This window comes from Limnoglobus sp., assembly GCF_059499385.1.
On the sequence record NZ_JCABYM010000143.1, the window covers coordinates 155,620 to 175,590 of the forward strand.

Genomic DNA, 19,971 nt, shown 5'->3' on the forward strand with positions numbered 1-19,971 from the left:
CCGCCGACCTTGAAGCACACCCGGTTGTCCGGGCGGCACTAGATCAGGCATGGCTTGACTCGATGCCGGATGACGCAATCCAGCGACACGAGGAAGGGGGGTGGATTTATTTGAACCTCCTTACCGGCGACATCCTGATCGAACGGGCCGCACCGGGGATTCAAGCCGCCATCGACCTTTCTTCGCCGCCGGTCTTGGCAAACGCGGTCGTGGTCGGGAAGTTCCACACGCACCCGAACCCGACGAGCGAGGGATGGCTGCCCGGTCCGAGCCGGAGCGACCGGGTCGTTGACGCCCGGCACGGCGTACCCGACTTGATCCGCGCCGACGACGGGGTGTACCATTCCGGTCCCGACAGTCGCCGCGGCGGCCTCGGCGGGAATCCCGGATTTCCAGCGTGAGGGGATGGAATGACGACGCAACAGCTCGCACAGCCAGCCGTTTCTAGTGGGCAGGCCCTTCAGGTCGCCTGCGCCGACGCGAACAAGGTCTACCGCGACCTCCACCTGTACGCCATCGCGATTCGGCTCGAACCGGACGGGTGGCACATCGACTTCGATTTCAAGGACGCCGACGCGCAGAGCGGCGGCCCGCACTACGTCATTGACGCGACGACCGGTGCCATCGCCTCGAAGTATTACGAGCAGTAACGGCACCCTTCATCACGACTCACCTAGACCGAGCAGACATGAGCGCACTCCCGATCCCTCGCACGAAGTACACCGCCTCCGAGGACATCCAGGTCCTCGAAGGGCTGGAGCCGGTCCGCGTGCGGCCGTCGATGTACATCGGCAGCACCGACGCGAAAGGCCTCCACCACCTCGTCTGGGAAATCGTCGACAACTGCGTGGACGAGTACATCAACGGCTACGCCGACCACATCGCCGTCACGCTCCACAAGGGCGGCGACAGCATCACCGTCCAGGACAACGGCCGCGGCATCCCGGTGGACAACCACCCGAAGTTCAAGATTAGCGGCCTCGAACTGGTGCTGACGAAGCTGCACGCCGGCGGGAAGTTCGGGAACAAGGACTCGAACTACTTCTACTCCGGCGGCCTGCACGGCGTCGGCGCGTCGGTCGTGAACGCGCTGTCGAAGAAGCTCGTCGCCACCGTCCGCCGCGACGGGTTCGAGTACCAGCAGAAGTACGCGAAGGGCATCCCGCAATCGAAGCTCGAAAAGGTCGGCCCGTTCCGCGGGCACGGCACGATCATCCACTTCCAGCCGGACGACGCGATCTTCCGCAACACGCACTTCGACGCGGACGTGATCCGGCAGCGGCTGGAGGACATGACGTACATCCACAGCGGATTGACCGTCACGTTCAAGAACGAAATCACCGGCGAGTCAGTCGAGCTGAAGAACCCGGCCGGGCTGCCGGCGTTCCTGGCGAAGCTCGTGGCCGACGCGCAGAAGCCGCCGGTGACGCCGACGGCGTTCCACGCCGCCCGGAACAACGGCGAGCGGATGGAGGTCGCGCTGCAGTGGACGCAATCGACCGACGAGACGTTCCGGTCCTACGTCAACGGCATCCGCACGGCCGCCGGCGGGACGCACGAGAACGGGCTGAAGGCGGCCGTCCGCAAGGCGATCAACAACTACATCGAGACGCACGACGAGGCGAAGAAGACGGTCAAGAGTGTGAAGATCACGGCCGAGGACATCCGCGAGGGCGTCGTCGCGATCGTCTCCGTGTTCGTGCAGGAGCCGCAGTTCCAGGGGCAGACGAAGGAGAAGCTCAACAACGCGGAACTCGAATCGCAAGTGGACGGCTTCGTGCGGCCGGCCCTCGAAGCGTGGCTGAACAACAACAAGTCCGCGGCGGACGAGATCGTCTACCGCATCTTTCTGGCCGCCCAGGCGCGGGAGGCGTCCCGCGAGGCGGCGAAGGAGGTCAAGCGGAAGACGCCCGGCACGCGGCGGGGTACGCTCCCCGGCAAGCTCGCCGACTGCAAGTCCACGGACCTGGACGAGAGCGAGTTGTTCATCGTCGAGGGCGACTCCGCCGGCGGCAGCGCGAAGCAGGGGCGGAACAACAAGACGCAGGCCGTGCTGCCGCTCCGCGGGAAGATTCTCAACGGCGAGGAGCTGACGACCGGCAAGGTGTTGCAGAACCAGGAACTCGCGGACCTCGTGAACGCCATCGGCACGGGGGCCGGGGACAAGTTCCACTACGACGGCCTGCGGTACGGCAAGATCATCCTGCTCATGGACGCCGACGCGGACGGCTGCCACATCGCCACGCTGCTGCTCGACTTCTTCTTCCGCCACGCCCCGGAGCTGATCCGCAAGGGGCACGTCTTCATCGCCCAGCCGCCGCTGTACCGGATCGACGTGGGCAAGGAGACGCACTGGGCGAAGGACGACGAGCACAAGGAAGAAATCCTCGCCGGGCTGCGGGCGAACGCGAAGTACGACATCACGCGGTTCAAGGGCCTCGGCGAGATGCCGTTCCGGGTGCTGGCACAGACGACGCTCGACCCGAAGTTCCGCAAGCTCTTGAAGGTCGAGATCAGCGAGAACCTGGAGGCCCACAACACGTTCAAGGACCTGCTCGGGAAGGACGCGGAGCCGCGGTACGAGTTCATCAAGCAGAAGGCCGACCTCGCCACGGCCGAGGAGCTGGACGTCTAAGGCGAGCGGCACGGCGTGAGCGTGCCGGTGCTGCATGTATAAATCAACCGGCACGCTCACGCCGTGCCGTTCGCCTAAACCGCGACCCCTGAGTCGCGGTTTTTTCGTTGACAGTCCCGCCAGGTCGGGTTACTGTTCTAGTCAACCGATACACCGACACGCCGAGGGCGGCATGACGATCCGCGTGCGGTCCGACTCGCCGGTCCCGATCTACGAGCAAATCGTCACGCAGGCGGTGTTCGCCGTCGCGAGCGGCGACCTACCGCCCGGCGAGATGCTGCCGAGCGTGCGGGACCTGTCGGCCGAACTCGTGGTCAACCCGAACACCGTCGCCCGCGCGTACCAGGAGCTCGAACGGCTCGGCGTGATCGCGGCGAAACGCGGCCTCGGCATGGAGGTCACCGCCGACGGCCCTAAGCTCTGCCGCGAGCGGCGGAAGGCGGTCGTGCTGGCGCGGCTCCGGGACGCCCTCCGCGAGGCGGCATCGGCCGGGCTGGACGCGGACGACGTCTGCCAAATGGTCGCGGCCGAGTGGCCGAAGCTCCACACGTCTCGGAACGGGAAGTAATCGTAGCCGGAGGAACGCATGTCTAGCGAGGCGGCGATTTCGATTGAGCGGCTCGTGGTCCGGTACAAGGGCAAGCCCGCCGTCAACGGGCTGTCGCTGAAGGTTCCGAAGGGGTCGGTGTTCGCCCTGCTCGGCGACAACGGGGCCGGGAAGTCCACGACGATGAAGGTTCTCGCCGGCCTCGTGTCGCCGAACGGCGGGCGGGCGGAGATGCTCGGGTTCGACTGCTGGAGCCGGGCCTACGACCTCCGCCACCGCGTCGGGTACGTGCCGGAGAAGCCGCGGTTCTACGACTGGATGACGGTCGCGAACGTCGGCTGGTTCACGGCCGCGTTCCACCGCAAGGGGTTCCTCGAACACTACGAGCAGTGGGTGGGCAAGCTCGCCCTCGACCGGACGAAGAAGCTGAAGGAACTCTCGAAGGGCGGGTACGCCCGCGTCGGCTTGGCCCTCGCCCTCGCCGCCGACCCACAGATTTTACTTCTCGACGAACCGACCTCCGGCCTAGACCTGTTGACCCGCCGCGAGTTCCTCGCGAGCCTCGTCGAACTCGCGGCCGAGGGGCGGACGATCCTCATTTCCAGCCACTCGATCGCGGAGTTGGAGCGGTTCACGTCGCACGCCGCGTTCGTGCAGGACGGCCGCGTCATCCTGTCCGCGACGCTCGACGACCTGCGGTCGCAGTTCCGCCGCATCTCGTTCCGCGCCGCCGGCGTGTCGCTCGACCTCTCGACCGTCGGCAAGGTGCTGCAAACGCAGCGCATCGGCAAGTACGTGCAGCACCTCGTGCAAGAACCGGACGCGGACGGGATGGCGATGCTCCGCGACAACCCCCTCGTCTCCGACTTCGAGGAAACGGCCGTCAACCTGGAGGACGTGTACGCCGCACTCATGGCCAAGCCGGACGACCGGCGGACGCCCGCCCCGGTCCGGCAGCGGACCGAGCACGAGTTGGAGAATCAACTCTCCCGCGAGGGGGTGTGACCATGTTCCGCGCGATGCTCTGGAAGGAAGTCCGCGAGCAGGCGGCGATCCTGATCGCGCTGCTCGTGCTGGGGTCCGGTGTCATTGCGGCCGCGGCCGTGCTCGGGTCCACGACCGGCCTGGACGCCGGCGTCGCCGACTTCCGCGCGTACACGAACGCCGGGCGGCTGGCCGTGCTGTCGCTGGCGGTTGCGGCCGGCGTCGTCATCGGCGGGACGCTGTTCGCCGGCGAGAAGGAGAACGAGACGCTCGGCGTGTTGGAGCAATTGCCCGCGACCCGGCTGAAGGTCTGGTGGGCGAAGCTCGCGGCCGGCGTGGTGATGGCGACCGCGGCGGGCGTAACGCTCCTCGCGATGGGCACGTTCATCGGCGCGCTCGGCAGCACGTCGCTCACCGTCTGGCTGATGTGGGGCCTCGTCCTCGTCTTCGTCGCGTTCGGGTGGGGGACGTTCGGCTCGACCATCACGGAGTCCACGCTCGGCGCGTGCGCCGTCGGGCTGGTCTGCGCCGTAATCATGGGCACGCCGACGTTCGCCGTCGCGGCCGTGCTGCTCCGGCAAATCTTCCGCGTTCGGCAGCAACTGGTTTCCGGCATCTGGCTCGAACTGCCGGCGCTGCTGGCGATGTACGCGGTCGCCCTCCTGCCGCTCCTGCTCGCCGGACTGATCTTCACCGCCCCGGACCGGGCGCGGCAGGCCGTCCGTCGGGACGTGTCGGCCCCGCGGGCGCTCGTGCGGCGGATCAACAGCCCCGGCCTCCTCGGCAGCCTGCGGGCGCTCCTGTGGCTGACGAACCGGCAGTGGGTGGTCGCCGCCCTCGTCGGCGTCGGCCTCGCGCTGCTCACCGGCGTGGTCGGGCTGCACGAGGACGTTCACCTGATGCTCGTCTGGCCGCTGGCGACGGCGCTGGCCGGCGTCCTCGGCGGCGTGCTGGCGTGGGCGGACGAGCAGCGGAAGGACACGTTCCGGTTCTGGGGCGAGCGCCGCTTGCCGCTCGGCCGCCTCTGGATGATGAAGGTGGCGACGAGCTTCGCCCAAACCCTCGGTTGGGCGCTTTTGATCTTCGCCCCAAGCCTCGTCCGGCAACTGGTGAGCGATCACCGCGTCCCGCTGGTCCCCGGCGCGTTGCGGTCCGGGGTACTGGGCGAAGAGCAATCGGCGTTGGTTTATTACCTACTCGTCTGGCCACTGTACGGGTTCGCGTTCGGCCACCTCGCCGGGCTGCTGTTCCGCAAAACCATCGTCGCCGTCGGCGTCGGGTTGTTGGCCGCGGCCCCGGTCGCGTCGTTGTGGTTGCCGTCGCTGCTCACCGGCGGCGTCCACCACTGGCAGCTCTGGCCCGTGCCGCTGCTCGTGCTGCTCGCCACCCGGCTGCTGCTCCGGCCGTGGTCCGCCGACCGGCTCGCCACCCTCCGGCCGCTCGGCACGCTGGCCGTCGTCGGCGCGGCCTGCGTCGCGTGGGTGGCCTACGGCCTGTTCTACCGGTTCCACGAGGTCCCGGTCGTCGCCGAGATCGACGACGACCTGGCGTTCGCCCAAACGGTCCCGCAACTGGACGGCGACGACGGCGGCCGGGCGTTCCGGCAGGTGACGAGCGGCTTCCGGCTGGTGTTCCGGGAGGGGTACGTGCGGTCGCCCGACGGGCGGGCGCTTCGCCTTACGGACGGGGACCGGCCGACCCGCGACCAGTTGCAATACCTCGCGACGGACCGGTGGCCGGAGGACGCACTGAAGGCTTACGGCGGGTGGCTGGCGGACCCGGGGCTTGAGGGGGTCGTGGCCGGGCTAAAGGAGGCGGCGGCCAAGCCGCACGGCCCGATCGAGAACCCGCGGGGGCTGACGGTCTTCCAGGGCCTGTACCGGGACGCGGACGAGGTCGTCCCGGCCGTAGGCGTGTTGCTGGCCCGCGGGCTGTGGAAACAGTTGGCCGGGGACCACGACGAGTTCCCGGCCTGCCTGGACGCCGCCCTCGCGGTGACGCGTAACGCCCGTACGATGCAGCCGCGGCAAATCTGGCACTACGGACTAGTCGCGGAGCGGCAGTGCTTCGACGCGGCCGACGCGTGGGTCGCCCGCGTCGGGAACCGGCCGGACGCCGTCCGCCAACTCCTCGCCGTGTTGCGGAAGCACGATGCCGCGTGCCCGCGCGACGCGTACCAAGCGTTCCTGACGGAGCGGATGATCGACAGGAACGTCCTCGTCGAAGTCAGCCAGTGGGGGCCGCGCGCCCTGGAGTACCAGCTCGGTTCGCTGTGGGGCCGGTACGACTTGCCGGCCGTCAAGCAGAAGGCGGAAGTCGAGACCGAGTTGTTCAGCTTCTCGCTCGCCGTGCCGTGGGAGCGGGAACGCTACCGGCGGTTACTCGGCCTGAACAACGCACCCGGCAACGCGGTCCGCATCGACGAGTACATGAACCGGTGGTTCGCCCGCCACCTGACGCGGGGCGGCATCCCGAAGTTCGCCATGTCGGACCTCGTGTCCGAGACGCTTACGCGGCTGGCCGTGACGCAGGCGGCGCTGAAGCTGTTCGAGGCCGAGCAACAGCGTGCGGCGAAGTCGCTCGACGAGTTGGTCCCGCACTACCTGCCGGCCGTGCCGGTCGATCCGTGCGACGGAAAGCCGCTGCGGTACCGCATCTCCGACGGCGAGCGCATCAAGATGGGCGTGAAGGTCAACGACATCCCGCAGTTCCCGGAGGTCGTCCTTCTAATCCCGGTCGGCCCCGAGGAGCGGGCGGGGCTGAGCGGCGCGGTCGGCGGGTTCGCCCACACCGACCGGCAGTTCGGTCCCGCGCCGGGGATCGGCCCCGATAATTCGTTGGAAATCGACCTCGACGCCGTCGCGGCCGTGGCCGGCGGCCTCGTCCAGTGGCCGCTGGCCCCGCTCGAAGAGCTCGGGGAGGAACCGGGTGTAACACCGGCCGGAAGGGCCGCCCCCGGATTCCGGCACGTGTACGTGGCCGGGCCGGAAGCGGAGACCGTCATCTGGCAGGAGGTCGAAGCCGGGGACGGGATCGTGTGGAGCGTCGGGCCGGACCTGATCGACAACGAGGGCCGCCGCCACGGCGGGCTTAACAACGGTTCGCGGGAACAAGGCGACCTGTTGCGGGTCGTGCCGAAGACCAAGAAGTGAACCGGCCGACGATCACTTCACGCCGAGCGACTCACGGAGCAGGACCTCCACGTCGGTCCGTGCGTCCCACGATGGGGGGATGCCGTTGCCGACGGTCGTTTGCTCCGCCAGCCACTTGATCGCCTTCTCCCGCCAGCCCTTCGCCTCCTCGCCCTTACCGGACCGGCCCAGCACGGCCGCCAGCGTCAGCCACGCCGTCGGCCGGGGTTCGGTATCGTCGCATAGAACCTTCAGCCGCGTCAGGGCGTCCTCGCCGCGGCCGGCGCGGAGGAGGGCGGCGGCGTGCGCCGTCACCGCCGCGGAGTCGGACGGGTTCGGCTTCAGCCCGGCCTCCGCGAGCCGCAGCAGGATCGCCGGATCGACGCCGCTGTCGGCCGACAGGCAGCATGCCCACGCGATCGCCCGCGCTTGCCGCGGGTCGGCCTTGTCGCCGAACTCCGCGACGAGGTCGAGACACGCCTTCCGGTAGCCGTCGGCGTCCCCGGCCTCCAGCCGCACCTTCGGCAGCAGCGCGAACGCCGAGTCGGGGTCGGCCTTCAGCTGCATCGCCTTGTTCATGTGCGCGGCCGCGTCCCGCCAGTCGCCGAGCTGCCCGAGGGCGACGCCCCGCTGGTACCACCCGTCCGGGTGGGCCGGCTGAAGCAGGATCGCCGCCCGCGCCCCGTCGGCCGCCCGCTTCCAGTCGCCGAGCTTCGCGGACACGGCCGCCCGCTGGCGGCGGAACCCCGGACTTTGCGGCACGGTCGCGATCAGCTTGTCGAGGTGCCACCCGGCCGCGTACCACTGCTCGATCTTCAGGCTCGCGTTCACCTGCCGCTCCCGCCACGCGAGCAGCGCAGCCGGCGAGGTCTTCGTCACGATGGGGTAGCGCTCCTTCAACAACACCCAGTCGTCGCGGAGGCTGACGGCGTCCGTCGGCAACACGTCGCCGGACTCGCTCAGCCGCTGGCCGGAGAGCATCCGTCCGCCGGCGAGCATCTCCTCGACGGACCACTTCGCCTTGTCCAGGCTGTCCCGCCAGTCGCCGCGGGCGGGGAAGGGGGGCGTGAGCGGCTCCCCGGTGTTCGCGTCCCACACCCGGCCGCGGCCGTTCGCCAGTTCCGTGTAGAACAGCTTGCCGTCCATCCCGAACTCGACGACCGTGACGCCCGCCCCCATCCGCACCGGCGGCACGATCGGCGACCCGTCCTCCGCCTTCCAGATGCGGGCCGTGTTGTCGTCGCTGGTCGTGATGATCGCCGTCCCGGCCGGGTTGAACACGACGCGGAGCACCTTGCTGACGTGCTTCGCGGCCGTGGCCCACAGTTGCTTGCCGTCGGCCGTGCTCCACGCCATCACGCCGCCGTCCAGGTCGCCGGTGACGAGGACCGTGCCGTCCGGGGAGAACTCGGCGGTGGAAATCGGGGCGGCGGACCGCAGCGGGGGCGTCGTCGGCTCGTGGTCGCTCGTCCGCCGGACGCGGACCGACTGCCCGCCGCCGAACGTGACGGCCAGCGCGCGGTTCGCGCTCGTGACGGTCTGGATGTCGTCCCGGCCGCCGGGGGCCGCGTCCGCCCGCGGGTTGTGCGTCGTCGTCGTGCCGGACAGGTCGCCGTTGCTGATGAGGTTCCAGACGCGGGCGACGCGGGTTTGGTCCGCGACCAGCACCTCGTGCCCGTTCGGGCTGAACCGCACGGCCGTGGCGAGCGCGTTGTGGCGGAGCGGGGGCGTGATGAGGTCGCCGCCGGCGATGTCCCAGACGCGGATCGTGTTGTCCTCGGCCACGGTCGCCGCCCACCGGCTGTCCGGGCTGGTCGCGGCGAGGATGACCGGGCCGTCGTGCGACACCGGCCGGCCGACGGGTTGGCCGGTCGCGATGTCCCAGACCTTCGCCGTCGAGTCGTCACACGCCGTAACGATCCGCTTGCCGTCGGCGCTGACGGCCGCCGCGTTCACGCCGGCCGGGTGCTTGAGCGGGGCGAACGTCGGCTGCCCGGTCGTCGTGTCCCACACGCCGACGGTGCGGTCGAGCGAACTCGTGACGGCCTTCTTGCCGTCCGGGGTAAAGTTGATCGTCGTGATGGCCGCGGCGTGCTTCAGCGGGCCGATCAGCGCCTGCCCGGTGTTCGCGTCCAGGATGCGGGCCGTCCCGTCCCGACTGCACGCGGCGAGCTTCGCCCCGTCCTCGGAGACGTGTAGGTCGGTCACCCGGTCGGTGAAGTTGACGAGGAACTTCTCCCGCCCGGCCGCGAACTCCCACCCGCGGACGCGGCCGGCGGCGCAGCCCGTCAGGAGCGTCTTCTGGTCCGACGTGAAGAGGAGCTTCGTCAGCGGCGCGCCGTTGTTGAGCGCGTGGAGGAGCTTCGCCTCCTTCGCCTGCCAGACCCGGACGAACCCGTCCGCGCCGGCCGTGGCGATGAGCGACCCGTCGCGGGCGATCGCGACCGCCCGGACGGACGCCCCGTGCTCGACCGGCGGGCCGATCGGCGTGCCGTCGGCCGTGTCCCAGACGCGGGCGATGCCGTCCTCGCTGGCCGTGACGACGTACCGGCCGGTGAAGTCATACCGGGCGTCCGTCAGGGCGACCTCGTGCAGCCAGACGTGGCTCATCCGCGGGCAGTGATCGAACACCGCCCGCAGCCGGATGCGGTGCATCAGCTCCCGCTCGTCGAAGCCCGGTTCGTCGCCGAGTTCCTGCGACTCCAGCCGCAGTGCCTCCGCGAACCAGAGGGGCGCGCCGAGGTAGTCGAACGTGTCGAGCAGCCGCGTGCCGTTCGCCACGTTGAGGCGGATCATCCGCCGGGTACTCTCGTCCAGATTTTTCTTCGCCGCCGCGTGCGCGTTCTCCGCGTCCTTCGCCCGGTTCGTGATCTCGACGTAGGACCAGATGCCGAGGGCGAGCATCATGAGGCCGAAGACGTGGACGATGACGACGGCCGTGGCGCGGGCCGGGTTCCGCTTTACCCACTTCCACACCCGCTCGGCGATGCCGATGGGCCGCGCCTTGATCGGCTCGCCGTCCAGGAACCGCCGCAGGTCTTCGGCGAACTCCGCGGCCGTCGCGTACCGGCGGTGCGGCGGCTTCTGGAGCGCCTTCAGGCAGATCGTGTCGAGGTCGCGGGGCGTGTGCGGCTGGAACGCCCGCGGCGGCACGGCGTCGCTGTCCAGCACCAGTCGGATCGTGGCGATCGGCGACTCGCCGCGAAACGGCGGCTGGCCGACGATCATCTCGTACAGGATGCACCCGAGGGCGTACACGTCCGTCGGCGGGCCGATGTCGTGGATGCGGCCGGCCGCCTGCTCCGGGGCCATGTAGCTCGGCGTGCCGAGGATGCTGCCGGCGTGCGTCTGCCCGCTCCCGGCGTGGGCGATGTCCTTCGCCAGCCCGAAGTCCGTGACCTTCGGCTGCCCGTCGAGCGTCATCAGCACGTTCTGCGGCTTCAGGTCGCGGTGGACCACCCCGGCCGCGTTCGCCACGTGAACCGCCCGCGCCAGCGTCTCGACCGTCTGCGCTGCGAACTTCACCGCCTGCGGCTTCCCCTCGCACTTCGCCGCGAGGTTCCCGCCCTCGACGAGTTCGAGCGCGATGTACGGCGCGCCGTTGTGCTCGCCCACGTCGTACACCTGCACGATGTTCGGGTGGTTCAGCTTCGCGACCGACTCGGCTTCGAGCCGGAACCGTTCGAGGTGCGTCTCGTGGACGAGGCTGCCGCCGATGATCATCTTGAGCGCGACGACCCGGTTCAGGTGGACGTGCCGGGCCTTGTAGACGACGCCCATGCCGCCCTTGCCGAGTTCGTCGAGAATCTCATACGGCCCGACGAGGGACTCCGCGAGCACCTTGCCGCCGGCGGCCGTGGGGAGCGAGCGGGCGAAGTTGCCGGGGACCGAGACGCGGCTGCCGGACCCGGCCGGGCGGGTTCCGAAGACGCTCCGCGGCGTGTTCCCGAGGGCCGCTTCCGGCGGGGTGTTGGGGACCGTGGAATCGCGCTTCTCGACGACATCCTTGGACGGGATCGACTCGTAGCCGATCGTCTGGTCGGACGGCGCATCGACGGGACCGGCGGACGGTCCCGGCCCGTTGTTCGGGCTGGTCATACACGGGCCTCGGTCGGCCGGGAGGAGGAGGTGCTAAACATGAAAATACGCGATTTCCAGGGTCGATGGAAGCGGCGAACGGAAACTCCCGAAAAATGTCCGCGGCGGCGCGACCGGCTTACCCGGCGGAACCCGCGGGACCGGACGGCCTCCCGCAACTCCCCTCGACAGGCCGCGGCCCGCACGCTATCTCCGGGCTGCCTCTGGGGGAGGGTTCCGATGGTCCGCGGGGTGGTGTTTTTGTTCCTCGTCGCCTCGACCGGTTGCGCGTCGAACGCCGCTCGGACGGTGCTGCGCGACCGCGACAGCGGCGTTGTCGCGATCCCGAAGAACACCGACTCGTTCCCGGACTACTACCGCACGCAGGCGGACGATCTGATTCAGGAGCACGTCGGCCGGGCCTACGAGATCGACCGGGAGGAGGAGTACGTCCTCGGCCCGGTGACGACGAACGAGACGCGGTTCAGCCGGCGTCCGTTCCTCAACATCCTCGTGCCCTGGAGACTGGCGGAGAGCGCGACGAGTACCAACACGACGAGCACGCACAACCAGACGGAGTACCGCATCCACTACCGGAAGATGCCGACGGCGTCCGGGCCGGTCACGCCGGTCGAGGGCCGCGACGACCTGCCGCCGCTCCGCGACGGCGTCGGCGAGCGGTGACGGTCATTCGACCGATTTCTTCCCCTGGTTCGCGTCGTACCACGCCCGCAGGTCCGTCTCGCAGCGGTTCAATCCCGTTCGCAGCAGCCACGCGGTGAAGGCCGCCGTCAGAGTGAAGCCGACGAGCCAGCCCCACGTCACGCCGAGCTTCATCGGCACGAACGCCGCCGCCGTCGGCACGAGGGCCGCGAGGTCGTACAGGCCGAGCCGCCACAACCCGACGAGCGCGAGCGGCAGGCCGAGCGTGAACAGCGACGCGACGCCGTTCGTCTGATTTCCGGTGGCGAACCCGCGATACCCGACGGCGAATGCCAATCCCCAGAGCACGAACGCGCCGGCCGCGGCCGCGACGGAATCCCACCACATCACCCGGCCGGAAACGGCCATCGCCACCCACAGGAACGCCGCCCCGACGAGGTAGCCGCGGCCCCGCGTCCACGCCGCCGAGAACGAGGCGTGGGCGTAGTCCTTCGCGCTCAGCTCCGTAAGCAGCAGCAGCTCCAGCCGCTGACACCGGGCCGCGACGGTCGAGTCCCACAGGCCGAACTGGTAGACGGCCGGGACGGCCGCGAGGACGACGAGGGCCGTCGCCACCATCGGCGGGCCGCCCCACGAGTCGAACAGCACGAACACGAGCTTCCCCATCCCCGGCGGCCACGCGTCCCCGGCCACGAGGAACGCCGCGTATACCAGCGCGAACCCGCACGCGAGCCAGAGGTTCACCCGGCCGCTGTACTCCATCACCCGCCGCACCGCCCACCACGACAGCGGCCGGTCGCCGATCCGTTCGAGTTGCGACTCGCGGTTCGTCGAGAGCGGCCGGTAGTGCCGGTCCTGGAAGTGGCCCCGCAGCCGGAACGCCCCGCGGACGCCGACGAGAACGAGCAGCCCCGCGCCGAAGAGGTGGAGGTTGAGCACGCGGTCCCACGCGACGCCTACGACGCGGCCGGCGTCGAACCAGTACCGGACGACGCCGAACGGGTTCATGTTGTGAAGGAAGACCACGCCGTTGAACAGCGACCGGCCGAGTGCTTCGGGTAGTTGTTGGAGCCAGACGCGGAGGTTCTCCCCGGCCATCACGCCGACGACGAGGTAGACTAGCACGCCGAGCAGGCCCAGCAACTCGCCGATCCGGCGGACGATCAGCGGCTCGTACACCCACGCCGTCAGGGCGAGGCCGGCAACGACGCCCCAGAGGAACGGCATCGCGAGCAACAGTACCACGTCCGGCCATTCGAGGACGCCGTCGAGCGCGAGCAGTGCAAGGACCGGCAGCCCGCTCAGGCTGACGAGCGCGAACCGGGTGACGCCGACGAGCGATTCCGCGACGAACAGCCGCTTCGGTTGGATCGGCGACGTGAGCAGGAATTCGAGCGCCTGGCTCTTCGGAAGTTGCGTCAGCCGCCAGCCGATCATCGCGGCCCCTTCGACGAGGCCGAGGACGAGAATCAGCTGCGCGACGACGGAGACGAAATCGGGACTCGGCCGAAGACTGGTCGCGATGGCGAGGACGGAGAGTAAGGCGACGTGGATGACCGCCGCGCGACGGAACGCCGTGTGTCGGCCGGGGGCCGTCATCGCGACGGCGAAGAACGGTGCGAGCATGTCAGACCGACCGCGGGGCGGCGACGGGGATCCGCAGCGGCGTGTTCACGACGCTCGAGCCGGGCGGCCGCCGCCGGGTCGCGACGGTTTGCGTCTGCTTGTCCCGGATCATTTCGACGTTGACCGTCTGGGCGAGGGCGTCGATGAACGCCGAGCACGACGGGTAGCGGTTGTGCGGGCTGGGCGAGAGGGCGCGTAACATGACTTGCTGTTCGTCCGTGCCCTCGACGGCCAGGTGCGGGGGCGGGCGGTGGAAGCTCTTGCCCGGCGAGTGCGGCGGCGGCGGGAACGGGAACGTCCCGGTGCGGAGCAGGTGGTACGTCACCGCTAGCGAAAACTGGTCGCTACTGTCCGTCATCGACCCCTGGAACACCTCCGGCGCGGCGTAGTCGAGCGTCCCCTGCCGGAAGCACGGCGTCAGCGGCCCCAGCATCGGGGTCGCCAGCCCGTAGTCGGCCAGTTTCGCCACGTTGCCGATCAGCAGGATGTTGTTTGGCTTGATGTCGCTGTGCTGGAACCCGACGAGCTTGCCGTCGAACGCATGCCTTCGGGCGTTCAGGTGATCGAGCGCGCTGGCCGCCTGGCCGAGGTAGAGGAGGATCTTCTCGGGTTCGAGTAGCTTGTTGAACTCTTCCACGTACAGGAGGAACAGGTCGAGCAGGCTCGCCTCGGCGAGGTCCATGCCGATCACGATGTAGCTCGGCATCGACCAGACCCGCTTGATCTCCAACAGGTACGGGTGGTCCAGTTTCTGAATGCCTTGAAGCGACCGGATTTCGCGGGACGTGGACGCGGCGTTGGCGCTCGACATGAACTTCAGGGCCACGACCTCGCCGGTCGGCGTCATCGCCTCCCACACCGTCGCGAACGCCCCGCGGCCGCGGAGTCGGACCAACTTGTAGCCAGGGAACGGTACAGCCCCTACCTCCGGCACGAAGCGGTCCGGCGGGCGTATCCCGCTGTCACGCGGGCGTACCCCGCTGTCGCGTCGAGAACGGCTCCGGTCCTTCATAGAGTGCCCAAGGTCTCGCCAAGTAAGCCAATGGAGCAGATTCGTAGCGCTAGCTTAGAACACGTTCGGAGCGAGAACGGGAAGAATGTTTATTGTCCGGACGAATTGTCTAGCCCGGAAGCGAATGGACGGTCCACCCCGTCGGCGTTCCCTGAATATACGGCATAACCCCGTGGAACGGGGGGGCGGCGAAGTCGAACACGAGGGGGAGGAAGTACCGGTCGCCCTCCCAAAGGGGCAGGGCCGAAACACGGTCCAGATCGACCCACTCCAGCCGGCCCTCGGGGTTCTCGGCCGCCGGAGTGCCGGTCCAGGTGAGAACGCGAAAGACGAACCCGAACCAGTCTTCGCCGCCCTTGCCGAACCCCGGCCAGGAGACCGTCCCGGCGAGTTGCATGTCACCGCACTCGATGTCCGCCTCCTCGCGGATTTCGCGCCGAATGCCGGTGACGATGTCTTCGTCCCGTTCGAGCTTCCCGCCGAGGCCGTTGTACTTGCCGAGGTGGGCGTCGCCGGGCCGGGCGGTGCGATGGACGAGCAGGACTTGCCGCCGGTCGGGCGAGAAGACGTAGCCGAGCGTCGCGAGGATGGGGGTGTACGGCATCAATCACCGTCGAACTCTGGGCCGTCGGTCCAGTTCGCCACGATCTTCCGCACGTCCTGCAGGTCTTCGTCCTTCACGCCCTCCCGCCGCTGGTAACGGCGTTCGAGGGCGTCGAGTAGCGTCTCCCACAACTCGCGGGTCTGGCGGCGGAGCGGGGACCAGTCCTCCCGCCGCTTGTGGCGAACTTTGAAAGACCACTTCCGTGCGAACTTCGTGGCGACGACGAACCGCCGCTCGCCGGTGTCGGGGTCGGTGTCGGTCCACTGCACTTCGACGCTCATTACAATCAGGATACCGCAACGACGAGTTCCCTCAAGGACGACGCGATGCTGATTCTGGAAGGCCCGAAGGCGGCGGTGACGGCGCTGGCGTTCTCGCCGGACGGCGATGAGATTGCGATAGGGGCGAAGGACGGATCACTCGCGATCACGAACGTCTTCGACGGCTCGTTGACGGTACTTGCCTCCAACACGACTGGTATTAACACACTCACATTCGACGCCGCCGGCGTCCAGTTACTGTACGGAGGTTCGACGGGGTGGGTCGGTTATCAGCGTAGCGCGAGCGCAGTCTGGGGGCAAGACATGCCGTCTCGTTCAACTCGTGCGACAACGTCTCTTGCCTTTCTCAACGAAACGACACTCGTGATCGGCGGGGGGGATCGGGTACAACCTCAACCGGGACTTCTTGAACTGTTCACGACAACAACTGGCAAACGCCGGGAACCGCACTTCCAAGAGACGAGCGGAGTGCGGGCGGTCGCCGTGCATCCCGCGTCACACACTGTTGGGTGGACGAACGCGAACAGCCGCGTCAGCGTCTGGAACACGCTCACGCTCGAACCTCGGCATATCGGCCTCACCCACACGTCGCCGAGCCTGTCCTTCTCACCCAACGGGGAACGTTTGGCCGTGGCGTTGGAGTGGGGCGTGAAGGTCTACGAAGTCGCGACACGGGACGAGCTGCTGGCCCTGAAGGGGCACACCGGCCGCGTCACGGCGGCGGGGTACAGCCCGGACGGGAAGGTGATCGTCACCGCGAGTTGGGACCAAACGGTGCGGGTGTGGGACGCCGCGAGCGGGGCCGTCCGGGCGACGTTCGACTGGGGCATCGGCAAGGTGTTCTCGCTCGCGTTCGCCCCGGACGGCCTGCGGCTCGCGGCCGGCGGCGAGAACGGCCTCATCGCCGTATGGGACGTGGAATAGCTCGCGAACCCTCTGTATATAGCCGCCGGCTTGCCGGCGGGGTTCTGGGTTCGCAAAACCCCGCCGGCAAGCCGGCGGCTATATAAGCGGCGGCCCACTCACTGCGCATCGATGAGCACGTCCGCGTCGCGGACCCAGCCGACGAACAGCGCCTTGAGGAAGCCGCGTACTTCCTCGATCCCCGCGTCTGTCTCGACTTGGCCGAGGAACAGCTTCGCCCGCTTCGCGCGGTCGGCCGGGTCCAGTCGGGCGAGCTTCAGCGCCTCGTCGGCCGTCGTCGGGATCGTGGCGTCGAACTTGACCGCCCCGAACCAGAGGAGGATGTTCAACGCCTGCCACGGCACGAACTTCCCGCTCGGAATCAGGAGCGGCTCGAACAACTCGTCGGCCGTCAGCTCGGCCTTCTCGTAAGGGTTTGCCCCCATCGCCCGCTTGAGGCCGGGGAACGCTTCGAGGTGGTCTCGCGTGCGGCGGTCGCGGCTCCTCTCGCCGGTCGCGCCGGACTCGATCAGCGTCTCCATGCACATCGCGCCGCCGATGGTGTCGAGCGGTTGGACGCGGTCGAGCAGCCACCGCTCCGCCGTCTTCTTGATTGGGTACTTCACGACGACCACGCACCCGAACGGCTGGCGGAGGGCGTTCACCGGGCAGTTCGTGCAAGTCGGGACGTGCGGGTCGAGCACCACGGCCTCTGCTTCGAGCTGGCCGAGCGTGGTGAGTTGCTCGACCGGCGCGCCGTCGATGACGCGGACGACCTTCACCTGGAGATCGACCGTCAAATAATCCGGCCGGGTGGTGGCGCGGATCTGCTCGACCCGTCGCTTGACGCTGAGCAGGTCGAGCAGGGCGGCTGTGCCGGCGCGGAGGTCGCCGCGGCCGAGGTCCTTCTTCACCCGGCACGGGAAGTCGATGACGGTTTCGAGCGACATGGCCGGCCACCCGCGCGGTTACTCTTCGAGCTTGAACTCTTTGACTTCCAGCCGGGTCTGGTGGCCGTCGAACGTGCCGCCCTCGGCCTGCTTGCCCTGGAAGTAGTCCTTCTGCCAGCCCCGCTTCACGGCCTCGGGGTCTTTCGTCGTCAGCCCGGTCAGGAACGTCGAGCGGCTCGCCTCCCACGCCCGGTACTTCGCGTTCAGCTCCGCGTCGTTGGCAATCGGCATCGTCTTCGGCACGAGCGTCTCGGTCAGGCTCCGGGGGACCGGCACGATCATGCACACCGGCTCGCCCTGGGTGAACCGTATCCACTCGCCGGGGCGGGTGATCTTCCAGTTCATGGTGAAGGTGCTGAACGCCCAGTCCGTTTCGACGACGCCTTCGAGCGGTTGGATGCCGTCCTTCGGCAGGTTCGCCGGCCCCTTCACCCACAGGTTGATGCCCGCCGGGGTGCGGAACAGGTACGGCAGCGAGAACGTCAGCACGCCGTACCCGAAGTGGGTGGTGATGGCCGGGTCGAAGTGGCCGAGGAACCGCAGCTCGATGTCCGTCTTGTCCGGCCCGCCGTACCAGTACGCGTCGAACGTGCAGGGGCAGGTGAGGAACCACCCACTTTGGTTGGCGATGTTCAGCGGCAGGCAGCGGTACGCGAACCGCTGGGCGGTGTTACTCATCCACTCGCGCTCGAACGGGGCGGCCACGATCTCCATGTTCGGCGGGTTGTTAATTCGGTACGCAATGATCGCTTGCTCGTCGGCCATCGGGATGGGCTTCTCCTTTGTAGGGCGGGTCAAGGCTTTGCGCCGACCCGCCGGGGCGGCCGGTGCTGCGGCGGGTCGGCGCAAAGCCTTGACCCGCCCTACAACTATCGCGCGCTCGTGACGGGTATCCCCGCCTCGTAGGTGCGGCCGTCCTCGCTCTTGCTTCGCAGCGAGAGTTGGAAGAGTTGCTCGCCCACCGGCGTCGGGTACTCCCGCGTCAGGCACGCCCGGCAGAGCTGCGCCGGCTGCTTCTCCAGGCAGTTCGCGACCGACTCCACGGGCAGGTACAGCAGCGAGTCCGCCCCAAGCTCCTCGGCCATCGCCCGCTGCTCCTCGATCGTCGGCACGAGGCCGGCCATCCGGGCCGGGGCGTACAGTTCCTTCACCGTGGACATGTCGATGCCGTAGAAACACGGCGAGATGATCGGCGGGCACGCGACGCGGACGTGAATCTCCCGCGCCCCGCCCACGTCCCGGATATAGTTGAGCAGCGTCTTCAGCGTCGTGCTTCGGACGATCGAGTCCTCGACCAGCAGCACCCGCTTGCCTTGCAGCACCTCGCGGAGCGGGGTGAATTTCAGCTTCACCTTGTCCGCCCGGTTGCCGCCCTCGATGAACGTCCGGCCGACGTACCGGTTGCGGATCAGCCCCTCGCGGGACGGCAGGCCCAGCTCGAAAGCCATCGCGTCCGCCGCCGCCTTCCCGGTGTCCGGGACCGGGACGACGATCGTGTCCTCCGGGTCGATCGGGAACAGGTTCAGCTTCCGCTCCTGGTCGGCCAGCTCCTTGCCGAGCGCCGACCGGGACAGGTAGACGCTACGGCCGTCGAGCGTGCTGCCGACGTTCGCGAAGTAAATCCACTCGAAGAAGCAGTGGGCCGTCCGCTTCGACTCGGCGTAGCGGTGCAGCGAGAACTTGCCGTCGCGGATGAGGACGAGCTGCCCCGGTTCGAGCGAGTGAATCTGGTTCGACGAGAACCCGAGGTTCAAGAGCGGCACGCTCTCGCTGGCGGCGGCGAAGAGGCGGCCGTCGAACGCGTAGCAGAGGGGCCGGATGCCGAGCGGGTCGCGGGAGACGACCATCTCCCCCTGGGCGTTCAGGAAGACGATGTTGTACGCCCCGTCGAACTTGTTCGCGAGGTTGCTGAACACCTTGACCAGGTCGCCGCCGTCCGCCGCCGACATCTCGCGGGCGAGGTAGTGGAGGATGACCTCGGTGTCATTGTCCTTGCGGACGATGTGGTAGTCGGGGTGGTTCTCGAGCAGTTCGTGCTGGAGTTGGGCGAAGTTGGCGAGCTGTCCGTTGAACGCGAACGCGAACCACTTCCACTTCTGCGAGTGCTTTCGCTCGAACGGTTGGGCGTACTCCCGGCTGTCCTGGCCGCAGGTGGCGTACCGGACGTGGCCGATGGTCGCCCGGCCGCCGTGCGTCTCGATGATGCTGGCGTGCTTCTCCGGCCGGGCCATCCGGAACGCCTCGGAGACGGGGCCGAGTTCCTTGTACGTGTCGAGCAGCTTGCCGCGGTTCGGGTTGAACCCGCTCATCCCGGCGGCGAGCTGGCCGCGGTTCTGGAGGTCGAGGAGCATCCGGGGCATCAGGCGGGCGATTTCGTCCGGGTCGCCGTTCCACACGTTGGATCGCGCGTCCCCTTGTAGGTCGTAAAGGGCCGCGATTCCGCACTCGTGTTGAAGTTCGTCCATTTCACCGCCTGATGAAGAGGGGACGGGTCGGGCTTGTCGTCGTCGATCAGGGGGATTGTCGGGAGAACGGCCTCCCACAGTGAAGTTATAACC

General features: G+C 68.5%; 16 protein-coding genes and 1 pseudogene. 9 read left to right on the forward strand and 8 right to left on the reverse strand.

Annotated elements, in window-relative coordinates:
- The first annotated feature begins 62 nt into the window (after positions 1-62).
- The 6 genes from AC5JJ2_RS25045 (at position 63) to AC5JJ2_RS25070 (ending at position 7,318) form a co-directional block, all read left to right on the forward strand.
- Entirely contained in the window at positions 63-401 is a 339-nt protein-coding gene (locus tag AC5JJ2_RS25045; protein WP_495860780.1) for a hypothetical protein, read from the forward strand.
- A 9-nt stretch (positions 402-410) separates the two neighbouring features.
- Complete coding sequence (locus AC5JJ2_RS25050; RefSeq protein WP_495860781.1) at positions 411-650, forward strand: hypothetical protein; 240 nt, start codon at positions 411-413, stop codon at positions 648-650.
- Between the two features lie 38 nt (positions 651-688).
- Entirely contained in the window at positions 689-2,635 is a 1,947-nt protein-coding gene (locus AC5JJ2_RS25055; RefSeq protein ID WP_495860782.1) for a DNA gyrase/topoisomerase IV subunit B, read from the forward strand.
- 172 nt (positions 2,636-2,807) lie between these two features.
- Positions 2,808-3,203 carry a GntR family transcriptional regulator gene (locus AC5JJ2_RS25060; protein WP_495860783.1) on the forward strand — a complete coding sequence of 132 codons (396 nt, stop codon included), beginning with the start codon at positions 2,808-2,810 and terminating at the stop codon, positions 3,201-3,203.
- A gap of 18 nt (positions 3,204-3,221) precedes the next feature.
- Entirely contained in the window at positions 3,222-4,187 is a 966-nt protein-coding gene (locus AC5JJ2_RS25065) for an ABC transporter ATP-binding protein (protein ID WP_495860784.1), read from the forward strand.
- A gap of 2 nt (positions 4,188-4,189) precedes the next feature.
- Complete coding sequence (locus AC5JJ2_RS25070) at positions 4,190-7,318, forward strand: hypothetical protein (RefSeq protein ID WP_495860785.1); 3,129 nt, start codon at positions 4,190-4,192, stop codon at positions 7,316-7,318.
- Positions 7,319-7,330: 12 nt separating this feature from the next.
- Here the strand turns inward: AC5JJ2_RS25070 and AC5JJ2_RS25075 are convergent, their stop codons facing one another.
- Positions 7,331-11,395 carry a protein kinase domain-containing protein gene (locus tag AC5JJ2_RS25075; RefSeq protein ID WP_495860786.1) on the reverse strand — a complete coding sequence of 1,355 codons (4,065 nt, stop codon included), beginning with the start codon at positions 11,393-11,395 and terminating at the stop codon, positions 7,331-7,333.
- A gap of 219 nt (positions 11,396-11,614) precedes the next feature.
- Here AC5JJ2_RS25075 and AC5JJ2_RS25080 point away from each other — a divergent pair, with 219 nt between their 5' ends.
- A complete protein-coding gene (locus AC5JJ2_RS25080; protein ID WP_495860787.1) occupies positions 11,615-12,058 on the forward strand; it encodes a hypothetical protein in 444 nt (147 codons plus the stop codon).
- Between the two features lie 3 nt (positions 12,059-12,061).
- Here the strand turns inward: AC5JJ2_RS25080 and AC5JJ2_RS25085 are convergent, their stop codons facing one another.
- The 4 genes from AC5JJ2_RS25085 to AC5JJ2_RS25100 form a co-directional block, all read right to left on the reverse strand.
- Complete coding sequence (locus AC5JJ2_RS25085) at positions 12,062-13,663, reverse strand: hypothetical protein (protein WP_495860788.1); 1,602 nt, start codon at positions 13,661-13,663, stop codon at positions 12,062-12,064.
- A 1-nt stretch (position 13,664) separates the two neighbouring features.
- Entirely contained in the window at positions 13,665-14,558 is an 894-nt protein-coding gene (locus AC5JJ2_RS25090; protein WP_495860789.1) for a protein kinase domain-containing protein, read from the reverse strand.
- Positions 14,559-14,784: 226 nt separating this feature from the next.
- A complete protein-coding gene (locus AC5JJ2_RS25095; RefSeq protein ID WP_495860790.1) occupies positions 14,785-15,279 on the reverse strand; it encodes an NUDIX hydrolase in 495 nt (164 codons plus the stop codon).
- Positions 15,279-15,560, reverse strand: a complete 282-nt coding sequence (locus AC5JJ2_RS25100; protein ID WP_495860791.1) for a hypothetical protein — start codon at positions 15,558-15,560, stop codon at positions 15,279-15,281. Before AC5JJ2_RS25100 ends, AC5JJ2_RS25095 begins: the two co-directional genes overlap by 1 nt.
- A 45-nt stretch (positions 15,561-15,605) precedes the next feature.
- On the opposite strand from AC5JJ2_RS25100, the pseudogene AC5JJ2_RS25105 reads away from it, so the two are divergent.
- A pseudogene (locus AC5JJ2_RS25105) lies at positions 15,606-15,692 on the forward strand (hypothetical protein); the annotation flags it as partial.
- A gap of 336 nt (positions 15,693-16,028) precedes the next feature.
- Positions 16,029-16,484: a WD40 repeat domain-containing protein gene (locus tag AC5JJ2_RS25110; RefSeq protein ID WP_495860805.1), complete on the forward strand. Its 456-nt coding sequence runs from the start codon at positions 16,029-16,031 to the stop codon at positions 16,482-16,484.
- A gap of 98 nt (positions 16,485-16,582) precedes the next feature.
- Here AC5JJ2_RS25110 and AC5JJ2_RS25115 read toward each other — a convergent pair whose 3' ends face one another.
- From AC5JJ2_RS25115 to AC5JJ2_RS25125, 3 genes are all read right to left on the reverse strand, one after another.
- Positions 16,583-17,413 carry a hypothetical protein gene (locus tag AC5JJ2_RS25115; RefSeq protein ID WP_495860792.1) on the reverse strand — a complete coding sequence of 277 codons (831 nt, stop codon included), beginning with the start codon at positions 17,411-17,413 and terminating at the stop codon, positions 16,583-16,585.
- Between the two features lie 18 nt (positions 17,414-17,431).
- The gene (locus AC5JJ2_RS25120) at positions 17,432-18,178 is read right to left on the reverse strand and encodes a DUF6065 family protein (RefSeq protein ID WP_495860793.1); all 747 of its coding nucleotides are present in this window, start codon (positions 18,176-18,178) and stop codon (positions 17,432-17,434) included.
- 104 nt (positions 18,179-18,282) lie between these two features.
- The gene (locus tag AC5JJ2_RS25125; RefSeq protein WP_495860794.1) at positions 18,283-19,878 is read right to left on the reverse strand and encodes an amidophosphoribosyltransferase; all 1,596 of its coding nucleotides are present in this window, start codon (positions 19,876-19,878) and stop codon (positions 18,283-18,285) included.
- Positions 19,879-19,971: the final 93 nt, after the last annotated feature.

Excerpts from the sequence above, each read along its gene's own strand:
- AC5JJ2_RS25045 (WP_495860780.1), top strand. The coding sequence starts at position 63 with ATGCCGGATGACGCAATCCAGCGACACGAGGAAGGGGGGTGGATTTAT.
- AC5JJ2_RS25050 (WP_495860781.1), top strand. The coding sequence starts at position 411 with ATGACGACGCAACAGCTCGCACAGCCAGCCGTTTCTAGTGGGCAGGCC.
- AC5JJ2_RS25055 (WP_495860782.1), top strand. The coding sequence starts at position 689 with ATGAGCGCACTCCCGATCCCTCGCACGAAGTACACCGCCTCCGAGGAC.
- AC5JJ2_RS25060 (WP_495860783.1), top strand. The coding sequence starts at position 2,808 with ATGACGATCCGCGTGCGGTCCGACTCGCCGGTCCCGATCTACGAGCAA.
- AC5JJ2_RS25065 (WP_495860784.1), top strand. The coding sequence starts at position 3,222 with ATGTCTAGCGAGGCGGCGATTTCGATTGAGCGGCTCGTGGTCCGGTAC.
- AC5JJ2_RS25070 (WP_495860785.1), top strand. The coding sequence starts at position 4,190 with ATGTTCCGCGCGATGCTCTGGAAGGAAGTCCGCGAGCAGGCGGCGATC.
- AC5JJ2_RS25075 (WP_495860786.1), bottom strand. The coding sequence starts at position 11,395 with ATGACCAGCCCGAACAACGGGCCGGGACCGTCCGCCGGTCCCGTCGAT.
- AC5JJ2_RS25080 (WP_495860787.1), top strand. The coding sequence starts at position 11,615 with ATGGTCCGCGGGGTGGTGTTTTTGTTCCTCGTCGCCTCGACCGGTTGC.
- AC5JJ2_RS25085 (WP_495860788.1), bottom strand. The coding sequence starts at position 13,663 with ATGCTCGCACCGTTCTTCGCCGTCGCGATGACGGCCCCCGGCCGACAC.
- AC5JJ2_RS25095 (WP_495860790.1), bottom strand. The coding sequence starts at position 15,279 with ATGCCGTACACCCCCATCCTCGCGACGCTCGGCTACGTCTTCTCGCCC.
- AC5JJ2_RS25100 (WP_495860791.1), bottom strand. The coding sequence starts at position 15,560 with ATGAGCGTCGAAGTGCAGTGGACCGACACCGACCCCGACACCGGCGAG.
- AC5JJ2_RS25115 (WP_495860792.1), bottom strand. The coding sequence starts at position 17,413 with ATGTCGCTCGAAACCGTCATCGACTTCCCGTGCCGGGTGAAGAAGGAC.
- AC5JJ2_RS25120 (WP_495860793.1), bottom strand. The coding sequence starts at position 18,178 with ATGGCCGACGAGCAAGCGATCATTGCGTACCGAATTAACAACCCGCCG.
- AC5JJ2_RS25125 (WP_495860794.1), bottom strand. The coding sequence starts at position 19,878 with ATGGACGAACTTCAACACGAGTGCGGAATCGCGGCCCTTTACGACCTA.